A 23,786-nucleotide genomic window follows, 5' to 3' on the forward strand; every position below is an offset into this window, starting at 1 on the left:
ACAGGATGTATCGCTGGCGGCGTGGCGAAGGTATCTGGGGCATGCCATGTGGGCTTGGCTAGGTTGGGGCGGCGAAACGTTCAAGCGCAGTCTTGTACGGACCTAAGCGAAAAGTGTTAGATAAAACATTGAGCTCTGATGGAAACGCCTTAGCATGCTTTTTCGTACCAGAATCAGGGATGGCATGATCGGTAGGCTCGCGAGTCTGCGACGATGGTGGGAACGCGTTGGCAGGCTCCGCAAGGAGGCTGTCGAGTCCCCCTCGTCAGCGGCCGGGGAGCCCGATGTCGCCCTGGTCAGGCGCCAGTACCTGGAGAGCGAGCAGCGCTTTCGTGCCCTGCTGGAGAGCCTGCCCAAGGTGGCTGTACAGGGCTATGACAGGGACCGGCGGGTCATCTACTGGAACGAGGCCAGCACGCGACTCTATGGCTACCCGGCAGAGGAGGCCGAAGGACAGTTGCTGGAAGACCTGATCATTCCGCCCCCCATGCGGGAGGCCGTGATTCGGGCCCACCGTGCCTGGATCCAGGACGGGCAGGAGATTCCGGCGGGGGAGCTTGAGTTGCTGCATCGCGGCGGCGACCTGGTCCCGGTGTTCTCCCACCACGTGATGCTTGGGGAGCACACCGACTCGCCCTTGATGTTTTGCGTGGATGTGGATCTCTCGGACCAGAAGCGTGCCCACCGCGACTTAGCCTTCGCGACCCGTTTCGACAGCCTGACCCAGCTGCCCAATCGCCGGACCTTCGAGATCGAACTGGACTCCCTGCTCGAAGATTGTCGTCGGCGTGGCATCGGCATGGCGTTGATCTACCTCGATATCGATCGCTTCGTCGAGATCAACGACGCCATGGGGTATGCCCAGGGAGACCAGCTGCTGGTGGAGCTGGCGCATCGGCTGCGCCAGGAGCAGCGCGCGACGGACCTGATGTCCCGGGTCTCGAGCGACGAGTTCGTGTTGGCATTCCCGGGGATCGAGTTTCACGACGATGTATTGCGATTGGTGCGCAAGGTGAAGGGAGCGTTTCAGCGCCCCTTCTCCCTTGAAGGTGGTAAGCGCATGGTGACGGCGAGCCTGGGGATCGGCCTGTTTCCCGAAAACGGGGCCACGGCCCGCGACCTGATCCGAAATGCCGACGTCGCCAAGAACCACGCCAAGCTGGAGGGGCGGAACGGTCTGCAGTTTTTCCACCAGCGGCTGCATGATGAGCTGGTTCATCAGCTTGACTTGATGGAGCGGCTGGAAAAAGCCCTGGATCGGGGCGAGCTGAGCCTGTGGTTCCAGCCCCAGGTATCGGCCGTCAGCGGCCACATCGAGAATTTCGAGGCGCTGTTGCGCTGGATGCCGGCGGAGGGTGCCCCGGTGTCGCCGGCGGAATTCATCCCCCTGGCCGAGCAGTCGGGCCTGATTCACCGCCTCGGGGACTGGGTGGTCGAGGAGGCCTGTCGTCAGCAGGCGGCGTGGCGCGCCGCAGGCCACCTCGACTCGCGTATCGATATCAACCTCTCGGGATCCCAGCTCGCCCGGCGAGATACCCTGGAGCGTTTCGAGGCGTGCGTGAAGGCCCATGGCCTGGCGCCGGGCGATATCGGCATCGAGCTGACCGAGAACGTGTTGATCGATGCCGACCATCAGATCCTGGACGGGCTGCGGCGACTCTACCATCGAGGCGTGCGGATCGCCATTGATGACTTCGGCACCGGCTACTCCTCGCTGAGCTATCTCAAGCACTTTCCACTGACGGCGCTCAAGATCGATCGCACCTTCGTGCATGATGCCCCGGGCCAGCCCGAGGACCGCGCCATCATGGAGGCGGCGGTGTTCATCGGCCACCGACTGGGACTCGAGGTGGTCGCCGAGGGTGTGGAGAACGATGAGCAGCTGACCCTGATCCGCGAGATGCACTGTGATCTGGTGCAAGGCTACTACTTCTATCGTCCCATGCCGGCGCCGGATATCGAGCGCCTGCTGTCGGGGCTGGTCACCGGCCATCGGGGGGTGGCCGACTGAGAGTTGTCGCGGGATGGCCGACTGAGAGTTGTCGCGGGATGGCGTAGAATGCCCGGCTCACGTCCCGACCCGGAGCAGATGTGAGTCATCCCTCGTCCCCCTCGTCGTCGCTGGGCCTGACGTTGTGGCGTCAGACCTGGCCCATGGCCATCGGCGTGCTGGCCCTGCTGGGGTTCCAGCTGGTGGACAGCGCCTTCGTCGCCCGGCTGGGCACGGCACCGCTGGCGGCCCAGTCCTTCACCTTCCCGCTGTCGTTCTTGATCATCGGTGTCCAGGTGGGCATGGGGATTGCCATCGCTGCCCTGGTCTCGCGGGCCCTGGGGGCCGGGGAGACGGGTCGCGCCCGGCGCCTGGGAAGCCTGGTGCTGCTGGTCGGCACGGCGGTCATCGCGCTACTGGTGCTGGCGCTCTACTTCGCCCAGGAGCCGGTCTTTCGCCGGCTGGGAGCCGAGACGGCATCGCTTGCGCTGATTCGCGACTATTGGGCGCCCCAGCTGCTGGCCGCCTGGTTGGGGGCGGCGCTGTATTTCGGCTACAGCCTCTTTCGCGCCCACGGCAATACCCGACTCCCGGGGTCGCTGATGGTGCTCACGAGTCTCGTCAACCTGGCCCTGGATCCGCTGCTGATCTTCGGTGTCGGCGCCTGGCCGGGCCTGGGGCTGCCCGGGGCGGCCTGGGCCACGGTGCTGGCCTTCGGTGTGGGGCTGCTGGTGCTTGGCGTTCGCCTGCGGGGAATGCACTGGTTGGCCGGGGCAGGCTTGCTGGTCGAGGCCCGTCGATCGATCCGCCCCTTTCTGGGCATTGCCGGCCCGGCCATGGTGAGCCAGTTGATGCCGCCCCTGGCCGCCATGCTGGCGATCGCGGTAGTGGCCCGGCTGGGCGAGGCCGAGGTGGCGGCCTGGGGGCTCGCCAGCCGACTGGAGACCCTCTCGCTGATGGTGGTGCTGGCCATGACCATGTCGCTGCCGCCCTGGCTCGGGCGCTGCTATGGTGCCGGCGACTGGGGGCAGGTACATCGCCTGATGCGCCTGGCGCTGCGCGTAGTGGTGGCCTGGCAGCTGATGTTGGGGATGGGGCTGGCGCTGGCCTCGCCATGGGTGGCCGAGGCCCTGTCGGGCAATCCCGAGGTGCGCGACGAGTTGGCGATCCTGATTCGTTTCCTGTTGCCGAGCTATGCCGCCCTGGGCGTGTGCATGCTGGTGGTCTCGGCAGGCAATGCACTTGGCTGGCCGCTCAGGGCCATGCTGATGTCCGCCGCCCGGCTCTTCGTGTGCTACCTGCCGTGTCTGTGGGCCGGGGCCTGGATCGCCGGGATGAGCGGGTTGGCGGTCGGCGCCGCCCTCGGCAATCTGCTCGCGGGGCTTGCGGCCTGGCAGCTGCTGCGGCGCATTCTGGCGAGCCCTCGGCGAAGCCCGGCTGAAAGCAGTTGAATTATCTGCTTGGATGCAAGAAAACCAAAACAAAGACTTTAAACATTGTTTTATTTGGTGATCTTGTAAAGCTGATAAAATAAAAACAGAGCAATCCTCTGTATCGTCTGCCCTATACTCTGTCCTTTCCTTGGCCCGGACTTCCCCTCCCGGGCCATGCCGTTCCCGCAGGTGACAACGAGAAGGTGAGGGCAGCGCATGAAGGTACTGATTCTTGGCAGCGGCGTGGTGGGCGTCACCAGCGCCTACTACCTGGCCCGTCGGGGCCATGAGGTCACGGTGGTGGACCGGCAGCCGTCGCCGGCCATGGAGACCAGCTATGGCAATGCCGGCCAGGTATCCTTCGGCTTCTCCTCGCCCTGGGCAGCGCCGGGCATCCCCCAGAAGGCCATGAAGTGGATGTTCCAGGAGCACGCGCCGCTCAAGATTCAGCCCAGGATGGATCCGACCATGGCGCGCTTCATGATGAAGATGTTCGCCAACTGCAATGCCGAGCACTATGCCGTCAACAAGGAGCGCATGGTACGGATTGCCGAGCATAGCCGGGCCTGCATCGACGCCCTGCGCGCCGAGACGGGAATCCGTTACGAGGACCGCCAGCGGGGCCTGCTGCAACTGTTCCGCCACGACAGCCAGGTCGAGGCGGTGGCCAAGGACATGAAGGTCCTGGCCCAGTGCGGCGTGCGCCACGAGCTGCTCGACAGCGAGGCGATCAAGGCCGTGGAGCCGGCGCTGGCCCGGGTGCCCGGCAAGTTCGTCGGCGGACTTCACCTGCCAGATGACCAGACCGGTGACTGCCACCTCTTCACCAGCCGCCTGGCCGACTACTGCCGGGAGCAGCTGGGGGTCGAGTTTCGCTTCAATGTCGATATCCAGCGCCTCAAGCGCGGTGGCGCCGGCATCGAGAGCGTGGTCACCAGCGCCGGGGAGCTGACGGCCGATGCCTACGTGGTCTGCCTGGGCAGCTATTCGCCGTTCCTGGTCAAGGATCTGGACATTCGCCTGCCGATCTACCCGGTCAAGGGCTATAGCCTGACCCTGCCAGTGGTGGACGACGGCGGGGCGCCCCAGTCCACGGTGATGGACGAGAGCTACAAGGTGGCGATCTCGCGCTTCGACGACCGTATCCGCGTCGGTGGCACCGCCGAGTTGGCCTCCTACGACTTGAGCCTGCTGGAGAAGCGCCGGGCCACCATCAGCATGGTGGTCCAGGACGTCTTCCCCGAGGGCGGTGACGTGGCCAAGGCGGAGTTCTGGACCGGCCTGCGTCCCATGACGCCGGACTCCACGCCGATCATCGGGGCCACCAAGCACGGCAACCTCTGGCTCAACACCGGCCATGGCACCCTGGGCTGGACCATGAGCTGCGGCAGTGGCCAGCTGCTCTCGGACCTGATCGACGGTCAGCAGCCGGCCATCGATCCCCGTGGGCTCGACGTCGCCCGTTACGCCTGATCGTCGCGACCCGCTCGTCTACAGCCCGCTCGGCCTGGCCGCGCGGGCTGTTTGGCTTTGGCAACACCGTAACCCTTTGTTCATGCAGGGCTTTGAAATTCCCACGGGCGTGATGTCGCTGCAAGCCGACGATTACCCGTGGCCAGGGCGGCCGTCATGCCGCGCGAGTCGGTAACCTGGCTGTGCGCAAGTCACTGTTATAAAAGCGCTATCCTGAAGAGTGGCATGCCTTTCGCTGCATTCAGTGGGTAGCCCTGGCCATTCTTCCCAGGGCGTCGGGCGGCACCGAAGGGGTCCTCCGCCGCCACGGAAGGCGCTGGGCCAAGGATGGGCCCGGTCGACATGGATCCCATCACTCTTGAAAAGCCGGGTGCGCCCGGCGGTTCAATAATGGAGGTAACATGCAGCCGAAGGCGAAGATGAAGACTCTGGCGTTCAGTATCACCCTCGCGATGGCAGGACTCGGCGGCCATGCCGTCATGGCCGACAGCACCGGGATGCAGGCGCAGGGCGAGACCTCCCTTCAGGCAGAGGCGGCCGGGCAGAGCGCCGGGGCCGGCCTCGGCGCCGAGGCCCAGGGCCATGCCGGCACGGGCATGGGCGCCGCCGCTGAAGGCGAACCCTCCCTGGGCACCGAACAGGCCCACGAGCAGGCCGGTGACACCCTGGAGGCGGCCGGTGAGCGTGCCGCCGGCTCCATGGAGCGGGCCACCGACACGGCCGATGACACCTGGGAATCGGCCTCGGGCACCGCCGAGCAGTCCTTCGAATCGGCCAGCGATACCGCCGACGAGACCTGGGAATCGGCCACCGATACCGCCGACGAGACCCTGGAGTCGGCTACCGGCACCGCCGAGCAGTCCCTGGAGGGCGCCACCGAGGCGGCAGGCACGACCGGCACAGAGGGCGGTCTGTCCGGTTCCGCGGAGGGCGAGGCGAGTCTCAACTGATGTGTCGTCCCCTGCCGTGACATCTCCGCGGCGACAGCCGGCACGCCACGAAGAAAAACGCCCGGGTCGTGAGACCCGGGCGTCTTGCATGAGCAGGCGGTGAGGCCGGCTCAGTTGACCGCAGCGATGGCCTTGGCCAGGTAGGGCAGATTCTCGTCGGAGAAGCCGGCCACGTTGGCGCGGCCAGAGCGGACCATGTAGATACCGTAATCGTCACGCAGCCGGTCGACCTGTTCCGGTGTCAGGCCGGTATAGGAGAACATGCCGCGCTGCTCGGCGACGCAGGCATACTTCTGATCGAGGCCGTAGGGCTTGAGGGCCTCGACGAACTTGCGCCGCAGCCCGTTGATGCGATCACGCATCTCGGTGAGCTCCTCGCGCCAGAGGGCGGCGAGCTCGGCGGAGTGCATGATCTCGGAGACGATGGAACCGCCATGGGCAGGCGGGTTGGAGTAGTTTTCCCGTGCCACGATGGCGATCTGGGAGCGCACGTTCTCCATCTGCTCGGCATTCTTCGCCACCATGATCAGACAACCCGTCCGCTCGCAGTAGATGCCGAAGTTCTTGGAGCAGGAACTGGTGACGATCATCTCGTCGAGGTTCTCGGCGAGCAGGCGCACGCCGTAGGCATCCTCGTCGAGGCCCTCGCCGAAGCCCTGATAGGCGAAGTCGACCAGCGGCAGCAGGCCGCGCTCCTTGACCACCTCCAGCACCTGTTGCCACTGCGCCTGCGACAGGTCGAAGCCGGTCGGGTTGTGGCAGCAGGCGTGCAGCAACACCACATCCCCTTCGGGAATCTGCTTCAGGGCCGACAGCATGCCGTCGAAGTCAAGGCGGTTCTCGGCATCCACATAGGGATACTTGTGCAGGGTGAGACCCGCCGCCGGGAAGATGCCCAGGTGGTTTGGCCAGGTCGGATTGCTGACCCAGATGTCCTTGCCGGGCAGCTGGGTGGCGATGAAGTCCGCCGCCAGGCGCAGGGCGCCGGTGCCGCCCGGGGACTGGGTGGCACTGGCACGACCGGCCTCGAGTACCGGCGAGCCTTCGCCGAGAACCAGCGGCAGGATCACTTCGCCGTAGGCCGGGTCGCCGTGAGAGCCGATGTAGGTCTTGGTGGTCTCGTTCTTGAGCAGCAGGGCTTCGGCTTCCTTGACCGCGCGCATTACCGGGGTGTTGCCCTGGGCGTCACGGTAGACGCCGACGCCGAGATCGACCTTCTGCGGATTGGTGTCCTTCTTGAAGGCCTCGATGAGCCCGAGGATGGCATCCCCGGGAACCCGCTCAATTTGCTCGAACATTTACTTCGCTACCTCGTCGGTTCTGGCGGCTAGGATGAAATCGTTCTTGTGCAGGCCCTTCATGTCGTGGGACCACCAGGTCACGGTGACCTTGCCCCATTCAGTCAGCAGGGCGGGATGGTGACCCGCTTCCTCGGCGATCTCGCCGACGCGATTGGTGAACTCGAGGGCCTGACGGAAGTTGCGGAACTTGAAGCTCCGCTCCAACTGCATGATGCCATCGCGCTCGACGATCTGCCACTCGGGGATGTCGCGACGGTACTGCTCGATCTCGCTGTCGGTGACGTGGGGGGCGTCCCAGCTGCAGGCTTCGCATTGCTGTTCGGAAAGCTCGCTCATGATGACTCCTGGTTGTGGTGGGGCGTCGGAGGGTGAAGGGGGTCAGGCGCTGGCGGCTTCGGCCGGCTTGGGCTTGGGCGGGAAACGCGGCTCGAACAGGCCGAGCTCCATCGCCTCCTGGACCATGCCCATGATGTCGCGGTTGGCCAGGTCGTGCAGCGTCTCCAGGTCGTCCAATACATAGTAGAGAGGCTGGAGAATGTCGATGCGGTAGGGAGTGCGCAGCGCATCGATGGGGTCGAAGGGCGCATGCACCGGCACATCGGACAGCGCGTGCAGGGTCTCCTTGGGTGAGGAGATGATGCCGCCGCCATAGATGCGCCGCCCTGCCGGCGTGTCCACCAGGCCGAATTCCACGGTCATCCAGTAAAGCCGGGCCAGGTAGACACGCTCCTTGGGCGTGGCGTCGAGGCCCAGACGGCCATAGGTGGCGGTGAACTCGGCGAAGGCCGGATTGGTCAGCATCGGGCAGTGACCGAAGATCTCGTGGAAGATATCCGGCTCCTGCAGATAGTCCAGCTCCTCCGGCGTGCGGATGAAGGTGGCTACCGGGAAGCGGCGATTGGCCAGCAGCTCGAAGAAGGTATCGAAGGGGATCAGCGCCGGCACCTGGGCGGTCTCCCAGCCGGTGGCCTCGCGCAGTACCGCGTCCACCTCGGCGAGCTGGGGAATGCGCTCCATCGGCAGCGCCAGGCGCTCCATACCGTCCAGATACTCCTGGCAAACGCGGCCCGGCAGCAGTTCGACCTGGCGCTCCATCAGGGTCTTCCAGGTGGCATTCTCCTGATCGGTCCAGGCGATATGCCCCTGGGCATCGGGCATCTTGGCCTGGTAGGCGGTCTTCTTGCCTGTCTGAGCCTTCATGGTGTCTCCCGTGGCGGTTGGGGTTGTGATGGCCTTAGAGGGATAGCCGTAGTCTAGGCACGTCCGCGAGCAGAGAGGGCGCCGGGGAGGGAGGAGCGGCCTCCCGAGCAGGCGGACTTTCGTAACGAAACCTTGACGCCTGTTGCGCTCGGCGCTCGGAGAGCGCGTCGGGTCACCGCTATCGGGCATTGTCGCGCGTCTTGTGTCACGTTATCTTGACAGCAGAGTCACGCCTGGCTGACGACCTTTTGCTCGCGTCGGTCCCTTTGTCCCCTTTGAGTGCCCTATGCGCCTGAGATTCCACTGCCAGAACCGGATCGGCATCCTTCGCGACATCGTTGCCCACTTTGCCGATTACGGCCTCAATGTGGCCCACGGCGAGGTCGGCGGCGAACACGGCAATGCCATCTACCTGCATGTACCCAACCTGCTCAACGCCCAGCTGACCACCCTCAAGCCCGAGCTCGAGGGGGTGCCCGGCGTCTTCGGCGTGCGTCGGGTCAGCCTGATGCCCAGCGAGCGACGTCACCTGGAGCTCGATGCCCTGCTCTCGTCGCTCTCCGACCCGGTGATGTCCATCGACATGGAAGGCCACCTGGTGGCCGCCAACCGGGCCGCCGGCCAGCTGCTCGGGGTCCGGGTCGACGAGGTGCCGGGCCTGTCCCTGGACCGCTACCTGCCCGACCTCGACCTGCCGGCACTGATCCGGCGCAACAACGCCCGGGTCAACGGGCTGCGCATCCGCCTGCGCGACGCCACCTACCTGGCCGATATCGCGCCCCTGCATCGCGAGAACCTCGAGGACGTCGCCTCCCTGGCCGGGGCCGTGGTCACCCTGCACCGGGCCGATCGCATCGGCGAGCGCATCTATCAGGTGCAGCGCCAGGAGCTGCGCGGCTTCGAGTCGCTGTTCCAGTCCAGCCCGCGCCTCGCCGCGCTGATCCGCGAGGCCCGGCGCATGGCACCCTTGGATGCCCCCCTGCTGATCCAGGGCGAGACCGGCACCGGCAAGGAGCTGCTGGCCCGGGCCTGCCACCTGGCGAGCCCGCGAGGCCAGGCGCCTTTCATGGCACTGAACTGTGCCGGCCTGCCGGAGTCGATGGCCGAGACCGAGCTCTTCGGCTATGCCCCCGGGGCCTTCGAGGGCGCCCGCCCAGAGGGCAAGCTGGGACTGCTCGAGCTCACCGCCGGCGGCACCATCTTCCTCGACGAGGTGGGCGAGACCAGCCCGCGCATGCAGGTCAAGCTGCTGCGCTTCCTCCAGGACGGCGGCTTTCGTCGGGTCGGCAGCGACGAGGAGACCTACCTGGACGTGCGGGTGATCTGCGCCACCCAGCAGGACCTGCCGACGCTGTGCGCCGAGGGCCGCTTCCGCCATGACCTCTACCACCGGCTCAACGTCCTGACCCTGACGGTGCCGCCCCTGCGCGACTGCCTGGACGGCATCGAGGAGCTGGCGGCACACTTCATCGACCGCGCCGCCCGACAGATCGGCTGCCCGCTGCCCACCCTGTCACCGGCCGCCGTGGCGCGCCTCACCGCCTACCACTGGCCGGGCAACGTGCGCCAACTCGAGAACGTGCTCTTCCAGGCGGTCTCGCTGTGCGAAGGCGGGACCATCGAGCCCGCCCACCTGCGCCTGCCCGACGTGGGCCAGGCACCGGGACTGGCCGGTATCGACCTGGACGGCTCGCTGGCCGACATCCTCGGCGAGGTGGAGCGCCGGGTCCTGGCGACCCTCTATCCCCAGCATCCCTCCAGCCGCCAGCTCGCCAGGCGACTCGGCGTCTCGCACACCACCATTGCCAACAAGCTCAAGCGCCACGGCATCGGCACGGAGGAAGAGGCGCCGCGCTGAGGGCGCCTCGACTCTCTGCCCGCGTACGCCGGGACTACACTCCAGTCAGGCGAGTGTGACGCAAGAGACAGCGGGTGCGATTGGAGGAGGCCCTTGATGAACACGGTCTGTGCCATCGTCGGCGTCGGTCCAGGCAATGGCTTGGCGCTGGTGCGGCGTTTCGCGAGGGAAGGCTACCGCGTCGCCATGCTGTCGCGGGATATCGACAGGTTGAAGGGCTGGGAGCAGGAGATCCCCGGGACGCATGCCTATCGCTTTGATGCCACCGAGGGGGAGCGCGCCCACGCGGTCTTCAAGCAGGTTCGCGAGGACCTCGGGGCGGTCTCGGTGTTGCTCTTCAACGCCGGCGGCGGGGTCTTCAAGAGCGCCGAGCAGGTGACGCTGCAGGAGTTCGAGGACAGCTGGCGAATCAATTGCTATGGCCTGCTGGCGACCGTCCAGGCCGTCCTGGGGCAACTTCGCGAACATGACCGGGCCAGCCTCGTCATCACCGGGGCCTCGGCGGCCCTGCGTGGCCGAGCCGCCACCGCCCCCTTCGCCTCGGCCAAGGCGGGGCAGCGCAGCCTCGCCCAGTCCCTGGCACGCCAACTCGGGCCCGAGAACATTCACGTTGCCTATGTAGTGATCGACGGAGTGGTGGACCTGCCGCGCACCCGGCAGGCGATGCCCGACAAGCCGGATGACTTCTTCCTGAGCCCCGACGCCGTGGCCGACAGTGTCTGGTTCCTCACCCGCCAGGCGCGCTCGGCCTGGACCTTCGAGCTCGACCTGAGACCCTTCGGGGAGTCCTGGTGACGTGGTCGTGCTCGATTCGCAGCACTGCCGGGGCAGTGGCCAGGCGGGAACACGGAAAGCGCGGTAGTCAACGGAGGGACCTATGCCAGCGCCAGGCCTGCCGCTATGGCTCAAGCTCGCCTTCACGCTGTGGGTCGTCGTCTGGGCGACGAGCTATGCCCGGGTGCTGGGCTGGCAGAACTTCCTGTGGCTGTGCGACCTGGCGAGCTTCTTGATCCTGGTCGCCCTGTGGACCGAGAGCCGGCTGCTGATGTCCGCCCAGTGGCTGGCGGTGATGGTGGTGGGCGTGCTGTGGGCACTGGATGTGGGGGTGGCGCTTGCCACCGGGGTGCACCCCATCGGGGGCACCGAGTACATGTTCAATGCCGCACGCCCCCTGGCCTTTCGATTGCTCTCGCTGTTCCATCTGCTGCTGCCGCTGGTGGCGGGCTACGGTGTGTGGCGGCTGGGCTACGATCGCCGTGGCCTGGGATGGCAGGTCGCGCTGACCTGGGCGGTGCTCCCGCTGAGCTACGTCGCCACCGACGCCGAGCGCAATATCAACTGGGTGCAGGGACCCTTCGGACAGCCTCAAGCGAGCCTCGATCCGCTGGTGTACCTCGCCGGTCTGATGCTGGCCTGGCCCGTGGTGCTCTATCTGCCGGTGCACGTCCTCACCCTCGCCTTGGGCCGCCGTCGCCGGCCTTGAGGCGTCATCCCGCCAGGCGCGCCGCGAGTGCGTCGCGGACCTCGGCGAAGGGATAGGCCTCCAAGGCCGCGAAGCCGTCGAGGCGGCGGGCCTGGTGGCGAGTCAGACGGGGCGAGGTCAGCCCGCACAGGAAGCGCGCCAGCAGGGCCGGCGTGGCGGCGTCCCCCTCGCCGGCATCACTCAGCCGATGGCGCAGCGGTGCACACAGACCCAGGGGGTCGAGCGTGGCGAGCGGGGTGGTCGGGGGCGATGTCGGCAATCGGGCCACCTCGCCGCGACAGGCCGAGCAGTGACCGCAATGCTCGGGGGCGCGCCTGTCACCGAACCAGTCGGCCAGGCGCCGGGTCAGGCAGCTGTCGGTTTCGAACAGCGCGAGCATGGCGTGCAGGCGCTCGATCTCGGCGCGCTCCTTGTCGACGAAGTAGTCATGCAGGTCGGAGACGAGAGTGGCGACGTCGCCGCGCTCGACCACCTCGAAGACCTCGGTCATCTGGCGGGTCTCCAGTACCAGCCAGCCCTTGTCGACGAAGTAATCCAGGGCGGTGATCACCCGCCGCCGCGAGGTGTCCAGGCCACGCTCGACGCCCAACCGCTCCAGCGCCGCGAAGTCCAGGCTGTGCCAGGTTCGGGCCTTCGAGGAGGCGGCCAGGATCGCCTCCACGAAGGCCCGGCGTTCGCCCTGGAAGCGTCCGACCAGCGCCTCGGCGTCCTCGAGCAGCTGGAACCGGTACTCGGCGAAGTAGCTGTAGCGCGGCCGGATCACCCCGCGCAGTTCCAGCTGGACCAGCAGGGTCTTGAGCGGCAGGGGGCGGATGTCGCTGTCCCGGGAGAGGGCGTTGAGGGTGAACTCCCAGGCCTGGCCGACAGGAGGCAGCGCCTCGATGACCCGGGCGATGGCGCCATGCTCCGGGGTGTCGCCGTAGGCAAAGTTCTCGAGCACGTTGAGGTGGTCCCCGCCGGCCAGCATCAGGCACTCGGCGGGGGCGCCGTCGCGGCCGGCCCGGCCGATCTCCTGGCTGTAGTTCTCCACCGACTTGGGCAGGTCATAGTGGACCACGGCGCGGATGTCGGCCTTGTCGATGCCCATGCCGAAGGCGATGGTGGCGACGATGCAGGGGGCCCGCCCGGCCATGAAGTCGTCCTGCAGTCGGCTGCGCGTCTCGGCGTCGAGTCCGGCGTGATAGGCCACCGCCGGCAGGCCGGCGGCCTGCAGGTAGGCGGCGATGCGCTCGGCGGTCTGCTGCAGGGTCACATAGACGATGCTGGGCCGCGGTGTTGGCTGGGTAAGGCGAGGGCGCAGCCAGTCGACCAGCCGACGGGGGCGCTGCTCGGCGGCCACAGGTGCCACCTGGAGGTCCAGGTTGGGGCGGTAGAAGCCCGTGGCGGTGACGTCGGCAGCGGCGATGCCGAAGCGTGCGCGCATGTCGTCGATGACTCGGGGGGTGGCCGTGGCGGTCAGCAGCAGCACCTGGGGGATGCCCAGCTCGCGGCGAACGTCGGGCAGTTTGAGGTAGTCCGGGCGGAAGTTGTGGCCCCATTCGGAGATGCAGTGGGCCTCGTCGACGACCATCAGCGACAGCGGCACGCGGCGGATGAAGGCCCGGAAGCGCTCGTTCTTGAGGCGCTCGACCGAGACCATCAGCACGCGGATCCGTCCCTGGGTCACCCCCTCCATCACGGCCTGGGCCTGCTCCCGGGACTGGCCGGAATCGAGGCTGGCAGCCGGGACATGGTGGCGCTGAAGGAAGTCCAGCTGGTCTTGCATCAGGGCCAGCAGCGGCGAGATCACCAGCGTCAGGTGGGGCAGGTGCAGGGCGGGCAGCTGGTAGCACAGCGACTTGCCGGAGCCCGTGGGAAAGATCGCCGCCGCCGAGCGACCGGCCACCACGGCCTCGATCACCGGCCGCTGTCCGGGGCGGAAGTCGGGATAGCCGAAGACCCGCTCGAGGGTCTGGTCGATGGCGGTCATGCTCGCTCCTGGGCCGTCACTAGGGGGCCACAGGATACACCTTGGCCCGAGCGATGACCCGCACCGCCTCCCCTTGGCATAATGGGGCGTTTACGGGTCCCGAGGATGTTACATGACCGCATGGAGCAAGTTGCTCGTCGCCACCACGCGGCTGGTCGACCTGCATGACAGCGCCCACGAGCCGGGCTCGCCCTTCGTGCAGGTCAGCCAGGAGAGTCGGCGCGGCTGGCGCGACGGTTACTGGCTGGACCTCGGCTGCCTGCTGCTGGAATATCTGCTCGATGTCGATTTCGCCACCAACAGCGCCTTCGTCTCCCAGTCCCGCTGCCTGGCCTGGCTGAAGAGCTATTATCCCGACCTGGTCCATGACGACCTGGCGTTCGTCATCAACCTGCTGGCCACCCCCAGCGAACTGCACTTTCGTGAGGCGTCCCCGGCAACCGGCACCAGCCGTGAGGAGGAAGCCACGCGTCACGGGCGCAGCACCAAGCGCACGGCGCTGGTCGAGAAGCAGGGCCAGACCGGCCAGGTGCGCCTGACGCCCAGCGGCCGCCAGGCCGTGACCCTGGCCGGCCAGGTCGAGGACCTGCTGTACTCCGAGTACGATGCGGCCAAGGTGCTGGCGGCACTGGCACGGGGCGACTTCGCACGGATTCCCGATATCACCAATCAGATCCTGCTGGCCATTCGTGCCCTGACCCAGGAACTGCGCCGGGTCCGCGAGAACCCCACCCGGGAGGGCAAGCTCTCGGCGCTGCTGGACAACGAGCGTCACTACCACAATGCCCTGTCGAGCATTCAGCAGACCCTGCTCGACGCCCGGGCCCAGCTCGGCACTCCGCGACTGATGGAGCGCTTCGAGGCTTGGCGAGAGGCCCAGGCCGAGGACTGGGATCTGCGCATGTTGTCCGGGGCCATCGGCCGGGTGCTCACCGCCATCGAGAACCTGTCGCGGCGGCTCTCGGAGCTGCTCGCCGATATCGCCGAGGGACGGGTGCAGTCCATGGGGGTGGTCGATTTCGCCGGCCTGGCCCGGGACCTGCTGAGCGTCGCACCGCAACCGGCGCTGCAGGCGGCGCTGGTCAAGCGGATGATGCCCTTCCACCAGGCGGTGGCGCTACCACGTCTGGCGCCGCTGCTGCCGCTGCTCGAGACGCGCCGGGCCGAGACCAGCCATGCCGCCCTGGTGTTCGACGAGAGCGACGATGCCCGCCCGCAGGACCCGCTGCTGGCGCGCTTCCTCGAGGCGCGGGGCCCGGCGCTGCGCCGCCGGGTGGCGCGGGAACCGCTGTCGCTGCCCGAAGCACTGGCCGAGGGCTGGCACCGCTTCGAGGAAGCCGACTGCCTGCCCCAGCTGCTCAACGTCTTCGTCGATACCCAGCAACTCGATGACGCCCTGGCGGTGGGCGTCGAGGCCCGGCCCTTCCGGCTGGACCTGCCCGACGGCCGACGCATCGAGGGTCACGTGACCCCCAGCCTGAGGCTTGCCGCCGCAGCCGACGCGGCGCCCCGTGTCAAGGAACAGGAAGCTCCGCAATGAACATGACCGAGATGGGCGAGGTGGTCGCCTACCTGCTGCGCTACCGCAGCGCCGAACGGCAGCCGGGAAGCGGCCGCAAGCGCCGGGCCGCCCGGGAGGGCCAGCTCTCCGAGCGCGATGTCTGCGCCCTGATCGACGATGCCAGCGATGCCGAGCGCGAGGCCCTGCGCGATTTCCTGGCCGGGCAGGGCCTGCGGCTGCGGGTGCTGGAGGCCGGCGACTACCCGGGCATCGCGCCGGGGTCGCGCTACTATGCCCTGTTGCCCGATCCCGAGCTCGAACAGCCCCCGCTCTATACCCGGGAGCCGGTGTTCGATGCCCTGCGCCTGCGCCAGGAGAGTCGTGGCGAGCTGGCCCAGTGGTACCTGCAGTTGTGGCTGCTGATGCACACCCTGCTCTACACCCGCTATAACCGGGCGCTGTCCGACGTCAGTCGCTATCAGGAGGCGACCTTCACGGCTCCCGAGCTGGTGGAGCTGATGCGCGACCAGCTCGAGGCCTTGCGCGGCCTCGGCGAGACGGTGCCGGAGGCCAATCTGTCCCTGCTCGACGAGCGTGGCGAGGACATCAGCCGGCGGGTGCGGGCGTTTATCGACCTGCAGGTTCGTGCCGGCTTGCTGGAACCCCTGCGCGAGGGCGCCGAGGAAGGCGGCGAGGTCTGGCAGCAGAGCCTGCTCGGCGCCCTGGAGAGCGAGCAGGTCGGCATTCACCAGCTGGGTCACCTGCAGGCCCTGGCCGAGGGGACTCTCGAGGACAGTGGTGTTGATCGGGATGAGCCCAGGGGCGAGCCACGCGCCGAGGAGGGCGAGGCATGAGCGTGATCAACCGCATCGAAGTGGCCAACCTGCTCAACAAGCACGGCGACGTGGCGTCCCCCTGGGAGGCCAAGATGCGCCACCTGTTGCTCGACCTGCGGGGTCAGTCGAGTGCCATCAGCATGGACAACGGCTTCGGCCAGGACAGGACGCTGGCCGAGGCGCGCGCCGAGGAGGGCGGGGCATGAGCGTGATCAACTGCATGGAGGTGGCCAATCTGCTCAACAAGCACGGCGACGTGGCGTCCCCCTGGGAGGCCAAGATGCGCCACCTGTTGCTCGACCTGCGGGGGCAGTCGAGTGCCATCGGCATGGACAACGGCTTCGGCCAGGACAGGACGCTGGCCGAGGCGCGCGCCGAGGAGGGCGGGGCATGAGCGTGATCAACCGCATCGAAGTGGCCAACCTGCTCAACAAGCACGGCGACGTGGCGTCCCCCTGGGAGGCCAAGATGCGCCACCTGTTGCTCGACCTGCGGGGTCAGTCGAGTGCCATCAGCATGGAGAACGGCTTCGGCAAGACCACTCTGGCCGAGGCGCTGATCGGGCTGTTGTCTCGGGACAAGACGCTGCTGACGCGGACCCGGCGCAAGTGCTCGCCGACCCAGGTGGCCGGCCAGGGCCGCAGCTGGAGCCACCTGCGGGTAGAGTTCCGCTCGCGCAGCGGCCAGGGCGGTCAGGAAGACATGCTGGCGGCGGCGGGTGAGGAGGTCGCCGGCGAGACCTTCGTCTTCGGCTTCTACGGCTACAGCGACGGCAGCGGCCTGTCCTTCTATCACTATACCGGCCGGCTGGAAGACGTTCCGGTGCACCACCAGACCGTCGACGACAAGCTGGCGCTGTATGCCAACAGCGACGTCAAGACGGCCATGAGTCGCCAGGGTGTGCGCCTGACGCTCAACCGTGAGGAATGGCTCGAGGCGGTGGGGAGCCATGTCTCGCGTCGGGAACTGGCCCAACTCGCCGCCTTCCAGAAGGATGGTGGGGCCGACAAGAGCCAGATCTTCAACGCCATCCGCCCCCGGGCCGGCGAGAAGGCCGACCAGGCCTTCTTCTTCGAGGTGCTGGCCCCGGAGATCCTCTCCGGTGCGACCCGCGGTGAGACCGACGAGGGTGAGGAGTTGATCGAGGAGGTCATCCTCAACTCCGGGACCAACATTACCGAGCTGCGTCACCGCCTCGAGGAGGCGGAACGCGACCAGCGTCGTACCGGCGACAAGGTGGAGTGTCTCGCCGGCCTCACGGCCCGGGGCCAGACGCTGGTCGAGGCGCGTGACCGCCTCGCCGCGCTGGACCGGGGGCTGGCCGCCAGCGAGCGTCTGCTCGGCGGGCAGGCGCTGACCGGGTTGCCTGGTGTACCGCAGCGGCCCGGTGACGACGATGCGGCCGAGCGGCTGGCAGGGTTTGCCTGGGGTGCCGGGGACACCGGTCGCCCTCGGGTCTCGGTGTGGCTGCTCTCAAGGCTCAGCGGCCTCGGCGAACGCCGGTTGCGCCAGCTGCTCGCCGACCAGGGGCGGCGGGTGGACAATCATCGCCGGCTGGTCCATCTGCCCGAGGCGCCCTGGGTCGCCGGCCGGGACGTCGCGCATCTGGGCTTCGAGGCCGCCCGGGACTGGCTGGCGGGCAGCCTGGCCTTCGATGATGACGGCGCCCGGCATCGTGCCGTTTCGGCCCTCGAGGAGGGGGCCGAGGCCTTCGAGGCCATCGATGGCAACCGCTTCCGGGACGAGGTGATCGCCGATCGGCACTACCTCGCCGAGCTGGACCGCGACCTGGAAGCACTGGATGACGAGGCCGAGCGGCTCGACCAGGAGCGCGAGCGTCTCGCCTCCCGCCAGCGCGAGTTCGTCGACAACCAGAGCTTCTTCACTCAGGCCCTGTCCGAGGGGCTGTTCGACGAGGCCGAGCTGGAAGCGCCCATGACCACCGCCGAGGCCTGCCGGGCCGAGGCGGCAGCGGCCCGGCAGGCGCTGCTGGACCACACCACCCGGGTGGGCGAGCTCTCGCGGGTCGCCGAGTGGCACGCGGCCTTCCGCCGCGAACACCCCGAGCTCGACCCCGAGGCGTTACTGGAGGAGAAGCGGGAGCGCCAGGCGACCCTCGAGGCGGCGCGGCATGCCACGGCGGTCGAGCGGGATGCCGCCACCGAGGCCGTCGAGGCCGCGCGGGGAGAGCTGGGTCGCCTCGACGGGGAACGCCAGCGGCTCGCCGGGGAACGTGGTCCCCTGGCGCAGGGTCGGGCGCCCTGGGAGGCCTTCCGTCGCGGCTGGCCCGACGAGGAGGTGTCCGGTTTCTGGGCCGGTCGCAAGGCAGCGCTGGCCGAGCTCGACGCGGCCTGTCGCGAGGCGCAGCGGGAGCGCGACGAGGCCGAGCGGCGGCGCGCGCACCTGACGCCGCTGGCCGAGGCCGCGCAGCGCTATCGCCATCTTCACGGCGAGGACGAGCCCGTCCACCTGCGTGATCGGCTTCACGCCGAGTCCCGTACCCTCTCCGACGAGGCTCACCGGCTCGAGGCCGAGGAGTCCCGCCTGCGCGACCTGCATGCGGCACGCCTGGCCTTTGCCGAGCTCAGCGAGCTGACGCCCACGGACTGGCTGCGGGACGCACGGCGACGTTACCCGAGGCTGCTCGCCGAGGCGGAGCAGCTCGAGGTCGAGCTGGCCCGTCGCGAGGCCTACCTGGAACAGCTGAGTCGTGATCCGCTGGAGCGGCGCGCGGTGGAAGCCGAGGCCCATGCCTGCCTGGACGCCGCGGGGATCGCCTGGCAACCGCTGCATGAGGTGCTCAACGACTCGGCGTTTGCCGAGGCGCAGCGTCGGGACTGGTTGGCTCAGGCCGCCGGGCTGCTGTTTGCGCCGGTCGTCCAGGGCATCGAGGCCGCCGCTTCTGCGGCCGAGGCCCTTGTCGAGGCGGGCCTGGCGGTGCCGGTGGTCGAGCGCGAGCGCCTCGCCGACTGTCTGGTGGCCGAGGCGTCCCCGCTGGGCGCGATCCAGGGCATCGAGACCCTGGCGGTGAAGGCCGCCCTGGACCCGCGCCATCTGGCGGCCTTGCGCGAGGCCACCCAGCGGCGCCTGGATGCGGACCGTCAGCGACGCGAGGCGCTCGCGGCCGAGTGTGGCCGCCTCGACCCCCATGGCGAGCGCCATGCCCTGGCCCTCCAGGCGCAGGCGGCCGACGAGGCGGACGTCGAGACGGCGCTCAAGCGGCTCGGGGAGCAGCGGGAGGCCCTCGAGGCGCGTCGCCAGGCCCTGGCCCCGCGACTGACCGAGGAGGCCCTGGGCTGCATCGACGATTACCAGCGCTTTCTCCAGGCGGGGGGCCAGCTCGCCCTCGAGGAGGCCGCCGAGGCGCAGGTCGCCGCCGAGACCCGCCTGGCCGAGGTCGAGCCGGCCCGCGAGCGGGCCGCCCGGGAGCTCGAGGCGCATGGCGACACCTGGCTGGCCGCCGAGCGGTTTGCCGATGCCGGGGGCGCACAGCGCCTGGCCGAGCTGGAGGAGCGCCTGGCCGGGCTCGATGAGCAGTGGCAGCAGGCCGAGGCGCGACGAGAGGCCGAGGCCGAGGCCCTGGAGGTGGCGAGGCGGCGACTCGACGAACTCGAGGGTCAGCTGCAGGGCCTGTTCGCCGACGGCGAGCGAGATCGGCTCCAGGCCCTGGCGGAGTACGAACGCCAGGACGGCCCGGCCTTCATGGCCGGCGCCGAGGCGCGTCAGGCGACCCTCGAGGCGGCCCAGGCGCGGGCGGGCCGGCGTGCCGATTTCGACTTCGAACGGATCCGTGCCTACCTGGCGGTGCGCGATGCCAGCGGTGGCAGCCAGGCCCTGGAGCGGGATCTGGCCAACCTCAAGCGCGAGCTGAGGGAGGCCCGGGAGGCACGCAAGGCCAAGGATCGGGAGCGTCGCGAGGTGCAGGCGCGCCTGACCGACCAGCAGACTGCCCTGGGCTGGGTGGACCAGCTGGGCATCGCCTGGCTGGAGGCGGTGCGCCAGCTGCCCCAGGGCTGGGCGCGCCGGCTCGCGGCGCCGCCGGCGCTGGACGAGCTGAGCTGGCCCGAGGACGCGCCGGATGCCGCGGCGCGCGAGGCGGCGCTGGCCCGCTGGCGCTCCCTCGCCGGCGGCGCGGAGGCGGCGGAGCTCGCCGAACTGGAGGGCTGCCAGCAGGCGTTGCTCGATGCCCTCGGCGAAATGAACCTCGGCGAGCGTGCGCGCGACCGTGAGCGTCAGGCCCGCCAGGTGGCCGAGGCCGAGCGGGCCCTGACCGCGGCCCTGGAGGAGAGCGCCCACAGTCGCCTGTTCAACGAGACCGAGCGAGCCCGGCTGACGTCCCTGCAGGGGGTGACCGAGACGGCCCTGGCCGACCTGGCCGGCCTGCATGCCCAGCTCGACGAGCAGCTGGCAGAGCATCGCGGCCGGGTCGCACGCCTGCAGGGTTCTCGCGACCAGATCGAGGGCACCCTGGTCGAGCGGCTCAGCTCGATCATCGGCGATGCCGCCGGCAACCTGGATATCCTCAAGCGCGTGGCCCGGCGCGGCAGCGAGCGTCGCGATGGCGAGGACGGCGCCTACTTCGAGGTCCGGGCCGGGCTGATCGGCGGCGACCAGCTTCGCGAGTTGATCGTCACCCTGCTGGCCGATATCGACGAGCACCAGGCGGCGCTGCGTCGGCGAGCCGAGCGCGACGGCGGCCTGGCCGAGGGCGAGGCGCTGCGGCGCGACGACGAGCTGCTGGGCCAGATTCGCCGGCGGATCTATCGCGGCCTCTTCCATGACGTGGCGATCCGGCTCAAGCACGATGCCATCCGCCCCCATGGACGCCTGTTCTCGCTCAACGAGGCGATGTCGGAGGGCCAGCGCGAGGCGGTGTCGCTGATGTGGCTGGTCAAGCTCTCCGAGTTCGCCATCGAGCGCGAACTGCGCGAGTTGCCCGGGCATCACAAGCGCCGCGCCCGGGCCAGCCGCGAGAGCGTGATCCTGCTCGATGGCCTGTTCTCCAAGCTTTCCCATCGCCGCCTGATCCAGGATTCCCTGGAGTCGCTGCGCAACACTCGCGGGCGCTTCCAGATGATCGGCTTGATCCATAATCCCAACTACGAGAACGATGCCGAGATCTTCCCGACCTATCTGGTGGGCAGCGTCATTGGCGGCGTGCAGGGGCAGGGCGGGCACGTAATGGTCCGCGACGGGCGAGTGGCATCCCCCGAGTCCCTGGGGCGCGGCGAGGGGGAGGCGAGCCTGTTCGGCATCCATGTCACGGAGACGGCGACATGAGCACTCCCGGCGAAGCGGCCCGGGCCGTCCAGGCCTGGCTGGAGGCGGACTGGTGCCGGCAGTACCGGCGTCAGGGCGCGAAGCGCTGGCGCAGCGATACCCTGGTGCGCCGGCTGCGCCGGGAGGGCATCTGCGATTCCGAACTGGCGGGGTGGCAGGCCCTGGCCGAATTGGCGCGTTTCGGCATCCTCGATGCTCCCGAGGCCCTCCGGCACCGTGTCCCGGTTCGTCTCGGCCTGTCGGAGGGGGAGTGCCACCGCCTGCGCGAGGGCATGGTCGAGCCCGATGCGTCTCTCGGGTTGACGGCCGACCAGGCCATCCCGTGGGGCCTGGCCCTGGAGCGTCGCCTCGATGACTGGTCGCTGGTGGACCAGCAACGCCTGGTCGAGGGCCTGCGCCGGCTCGCCGGCGACCTGCCCGACGCCTATGGACTGAGCGCCAAGGCAGCCAGTGCCCGCTACCTGCTGGGCAGCAGCAAGCTGCTCGAGGCATTGCCGGGCGAGCTGGTGCGCAGCTTCGGCATCGAGCCGCGGGACTTTCGTGCCGCGCCGCTGTGGCTGCTGGCCGCCATGCCCGAGGCACCGGAAGGGCTGCTGCTGATCGAGAACCCGCAAAGCTTTGCCCAGGCCTGCCGGGTTGGACTGGACCGCCGACTCGCGCTGGTGTGCAGCTTCGGGTACGGCCTCTCGCTCGGCGAGGTCATGGTCGACCCGACGGCCGTGCGCCTGGTCGGCGAGCAGGGCCTGGCCCACGACCTGACGACCTTGCTTGCCCTGCCGTCAGCGACCTACTGGGGGGATCTCGACCCCGAGGGGCTGCGGATCTATCGGCGCCTGAAGGCGCGCCTGCCCGCCTTGCGCTTGTCCGCGTTGCTGGAACCCATGGCCGCGTCACTGGCGACGCAGGGTGGTCATCCGCTGCATCGCCTGACCGGCAAGGAGGGGCAGCGGCCCGCTGATGACTGGACGCGTGGGATCGACCAGGAAGCGTTGGAGGATACGACAGTGGCGGCGTTGGGCGGACGATCGCTGTCGCCGGCGCTCGAGACCGACTGGATGGCGGCCCTGTCGGACTAGGCACTCGGTGAGGCTCAGTGGCCGCTCACCACCCGATTGCGGCCCTGGTGCTTGGCTTGGTAGAGGCTGTCGTCGGCGCGTTTCATCAGGATATCCCGGGTATCGCCGACGCGATGTTCGGCGATACCGATGCTCACGGTGACGCAGCCGTCGCCCATGCCATAGTCCTGGGCGGCGATGTGTTGGCGTAGCCGCTCGGCCAGTCGTTCGGCATGGGCCCGCGGTGTCAGCGGCAACAGCAGCGCGAACTCCTCGCCGCCGAGCCGCGCCAGCAGGTCTTCCTCGCGAAGCAAGGCCTGGCAGTGCTCCGCCAGAGAGGCCAGGACCTCGTCGCCCTGCAGGTGTCCCCAGGTATCGTTGATGGCCTTGAAGTGATCCAGGTCGAGCATCATCAGCGACAGGGGCGTGGCGTGGCGATTGCTCAGGGAGATCTCTTCGTCCAGGCGCTGGAGCAGCTTGCGGCGATTGGCCAGTCCGGTGAGGGCGTCGGTGTCGGACAGCGCCCGAAGTCGCTCCTCCTCGGCCACCTGCTCGCTGATGTCGAGCATCATGCCGTGCCAGAGCACGCCGCTTTCGATGCGCTTGGGTTGGGCGCGCACGGCGATCCAGCGGCATTGGCCGCCCTGGATGATCAGGCGGAACTTGGTGGCGATGGGGGTACACCAGCGCACCGAGCGCTCGATGGCTGCCATCAGTCGGGGATAGTCCTCGTCGTGGATGCGCTCGAGTGCCGGGCGCGCGTCACCGGCCAGCGCCTCGGGGTCCAGGTCGAGAAATCGTGTTCCGCTTCCAATCAGGTAGGGAAAGTGCAGGTGCCCGTCCTCACTGCGGTGGAGTTGGAAGATCAGCCCGGGCAACTGGTCTGCCAGTTCGAGAACCAACTGTGGCTCCGGTCTTTCCCTACACGGCATGACATCCATCGAAGGCATGCGGTTGTCCTTGTCGTTCCTGCTGCGTACAGGAAGGTGCATCATCGTTTCCTGCCGCGCCTCAGGCGCCCGGAAGGACAATGTCATTATTAATTAGCTTATCAAGGTGCCCATGATACACGGGGGGCGATAGGCTGGCACTATGCATCGGTCGTAGGAGATTGCCGACATTTTCAAGGCAATGTCGCCCACTTGGCTTCTTTTAGTGCTTGTTATAACAGGGAAAATGCACGCCGGTGACTGTTGTCTCCGCCACGAATCAACGGGACTCGCCCTGGCGCCCCGTTGCACGGCGGGCACGCAAGGCGCCGGCACACACGCACCGGTAGTAGCGGAACATGCGCCGGGTTCGTGCGTTGTCGCGATCGGCAATCTCGTGCCAGTGGGCATCGAAGGTCTCGCGCCAGGCCATCAGGGGGTGATCGTAGTCGGCGCGGGGGTATCGACAGTGCCAGTCCCCCCACCATCCAGGCAGGACTCAGCGGGGCGCGTCGTAGCGTCCCGGGC

19 protein-coding genes are annotated in these 23,786 nt (G+C 68.3%); 13 read left to right on the forward strand and 6 right to left on the reverse strand.

Annotated features, from left to right (window positions below; translation table 11 throughout):
• The first annotated feature begins 184 nt into the window (after positions 1 to 184).
• From EKG36_RS07370 to EKG36_RS07385, 4 genes are all read left to right on the forward strand, one after another.
• Complete coding sequence (locus EKG36_RS07370) at positions 185 to 2,011, forward strand: putative bifunctional diguanylate cyclase/phosphodiesterase (protein ID WP_126482593.1); 1,827 nt, start codon at positions 185 to 187, stop codon at positions 2,009 to 2,011.
• Positions 2,012 to 2,154: 143 nt separating this feature from the next.
• Positions 2,155 to 3,441, forward strand: coding sequence for an MATE family efflux transporter (locus EKG36_RS07375; RefSeq protein WP_126482647.1), 1,287 nt, complete (start codon positions 2,155 to 2,157; stop codon positions 3,439 to 3,441).
• A 198-nt stretch (positions 3,442 to 3,639) separates the two neighbouring features.
• Positions 3,640 to 4,896: a D-amino acid dehydrogenase gene (locus EKG36_RS07380; RefSeq protein ID WP_126482595.1), complete on the forward strand. Its 1,257-nt coding sequence runs from the start codon at positions 3,640 to 3,642 to the stop codon at positions 4,894 to 4,896.
• Positions 4,897 to 5,297: 401 nt separating this feature from the next.
• Positions 5,298 to 5,846 carry a hypothetical protein gene (locus EKG36_RS07385; RefSeq protein ID WP_126482597.1) on the forward strand — a complete coding sequence of 183 codons (549 nt, stop codon included), beginning with the start codon at positions 5,298 to 5,300 and terminating at the stop codon, positions 5,844 to 5,846.
• A gap of 110 nt (positions 5,847 to 5,956) precedes the next feature.
• Here EKG36_RS07385 and EKG36_RS07390 read toward each other — a convergent pair whose 3' ends face one another.
• Genes EKG36_RS07390 through phhA form a run of 3 tightly spaced genes read right to left on the reverse strand, consistent with a single transcriptional unit; the run spans position 5,957 to position 8,347 of the window.
• Positions 5,957 to 7,144 carry an amino acid aminotransferase gene (locus EKG36_RS07390; RefSeq protein WP_126482599.1) on the reverse strand — a complete coding sequence of 396 codons (1,188 nt, stop codon included), beginning with the start codon at positions 7,142 to 7,144 and terminating at the stop codon, positions 5,957 to 5,959.
• The gene (locus EKG36_RS07395) at positions 7,145 to 7,483 is read right to left on the reverse strand and encodes a 4a-hydroxytetrahydrobiopterin dehydratase (protein ID WP_126482601.1); all 339 of its coding nucleotides are present in this window, start codon (positions 7,481 to 7,483) and stop codon (positions 7,145 to 7,147) included.
• 42 nt (positions 7,484 to 7,525) lie between these two features.
• Positions 7,526 to 8,347: a phenylalanine 4-monooxygenase gene (gene phhA / locus EKG36_RS07400; RefSeq protein ID WP_126482603.1), complete on the reverse strand. Its 822-nt coding sequence runs from the start codon at positions 8,345 to 8,347 to the stop codon at positions 7,526 to 7,528.
• A 286-nt stretch (positions 8,348 to 8,633) separates the two neighbouring features.
• On the opposite strand from phhA, the gene EKG36_RS07405 reads away from it, so the two are divergent.
• The 3 genes from EKG36_RS07405 (at position 8,634) to EKG36_RS07415 (ending at position 11,688) form a co-directional block, all read left to right on the forward strand.
• Positions 8,634 to 10,205: a sigma-54-dependent transcriptional regulator gene (locus tag EKG36_RS07405; protein WP_126482605.1), complete on the forward strand. Its 1,572-nt coding sequence runs from the start codon at positions 8,634 to 8,636 to the stop codon at positions 10,203 to 10,205.
• 96 nt (positions 10,206 to 10,301) lie between these two features.
• Positions 10,302 to 11,000 (forward strand): SDR family NAD(P)-dependent oxidoreductase, encoded by a 699-nt coding sequence (locus EKG36_RS07410; RefSeq protein ID WP_126482607.1) that lies wholly within the window; start codon positions 10,302 to 10,304, stop codon positions 10,998 to 11,000.
• Positions 11,001 to 11,082: 82 nt separating this feature from the next.
• Positions 11,083 to 11,688 (forward strand): hypothetical protein, encoded by a 606-nt coding sequence (locus EKG36_RS07415; RefSeq protein WP_126482609.1) that lies wholly within the window; start codon positions 11,083 to 11,085, stop codon positions 11,686 to 11,688.
• A gap of 4 nt (positions 11,689 to 11,692) precedes the next feature.
• Here the strand turns inward: EKG36_RS07415 and EKG36_RS07420 are convergent, their stop codons facing one another.
• A complete protein-coding gene (locus EKG36_RS07420) occupies positions 11,693 to 13,657 on the reverse strand; it encodes a RecQ family ATP-dependent DNA helicase (protein WP_126482611.1) in 1,965 nt (654 codons plus the stop codon).
• Positions 13,658 to 13,769: 112 nt separating this feature from the next.
• Between EKG36_RS07420 and EKG36_RS07425 the strand changes: the two genes are divergently transcribed.
• Genes EKG36_RS07425 through EKG36_RS07450 form a run of 6 tightly spaced genes read left to right on the forward strand, consistent with a single transcriptional unit; the run spans position 13,770 to position 22,350 of the window.
• Positions 13,770 to 15,197: a hypothetical protein gene (locus EKG36_RS07425; protein ID WP_126482613.1), complete on the forward strand. Its 1,428-nt coding sequence runs from the start codon at positions 13,770 to 13,772 to the stop codon at positions 15,195 to 15,197.
• On the forward strand, positions 15,194 to 16,012 hold the full coding sequence (locus EKG36_RS07430) for a hypothetical protein (protein ID WP_126482615.1): 819 nt from the start codon (positions 15,194 to 15,196) through the stop codon (positions 16,010 to 16,012). Before EKG36_RS07425 ends, EKG36_RS07430 begins: the two co-directional genes overlap by 4 nt.
• Entirely contained in the window at positions 16,009 to 16,200 is a 192-nt protein-coding gene (locus EKG36_RS07435) for a hypothetical protein (RefSeq protein WP_126482617.1), read from the forward strand. The genes EKG36_RS07430 and EKG36_RS07435 overlap by 4 nt, the downstream gene beginning before the upstream one ends.
• Entirely contained in the window at positions 16,197 to 16,388 is a 192-nt protein-coding gene (locus tag EKG36_RS07440) for a hypothetical protein (protein ID WP_126482619.1), read from the forward strand. The genes EKG36_RS07435 and EKG36_RS07440 overlap by 4 nt, the downstream gene beginning before the upstream one ends.
• Positions 16,385 to 21,274 carry a hypothetical protein gene (locus EKG36_RS07445; RefSeq protein ID WP_126482621.1) on the forward strand — a complete coding sequence of 1,630 codons (4,890 nt, stop codon included), beginning with the start codon at positions 16,385 to 16,387 and terminating at the stop codon, positions 21,272 to 21,274. The genes EKG36_RS07440 and EKG36_RS07445 overlap by 4 nt, the downstream gene beginning before the upstream one ends.
• On the forward strand, positions 21,271 to 22,350 hold the full coding sequence (locus tag EKG36_RS07450; protein ID WP_126482623.1) for a Wadjet anti-phage system protein JetD domain-containing protein: 1,080 nt from the start codon (positions 21,271 to 21,273) through the stop codon (positions 22,348 to 22,350). Before EKG36_RS07445 ends, EKG36_RS07450 begins: the two co-directional genes overlap by 4 nt.
• A gap of 14 nt (positions 22,351 to 22,364) precedes the next feature.
• On the opposite strand, the gene EKG36_RS07455 is transcribed toward EKG36_RS07450, so the two are convergent.
• Positions 22,365 to 23,231: a GGDEF domain-containing protein gene (locus EKG36_RS07455; RefSeq protein WP_246007450.1), complete on the reverse strand. Its 867-nt coding sequence runs from the start codon at positions 23,229 to 23,231 to the stop codon at positions 22,365 to 22,367.
• A gap of 307 nt (positions 23,232 to 23,538) precedes the next feature.
• Complete coding sequence (locus EKG36_RS07460) at positions 23,539 to 23,754, reverse strand: class I SAM-dependent methyltransferase (RefSeq protein WP_126482627.1); 216 nt, start codon at positions 23,752 to 23,754, stop codon at positions 23,539 to 23,541.
• Between the last annotated feature and the right edge of the window lie 32 nt (positions 23,755 to 23,786).

The organism is Halomonas nitroreducens, assembly GCF_003966155.1.
Lineage (GTDB): Bacteria > Pseudomonadota > Gammaproteobacteria > Pseudomonadales > Halomonadaceae > Halomonas > Halomonas nitroreducens.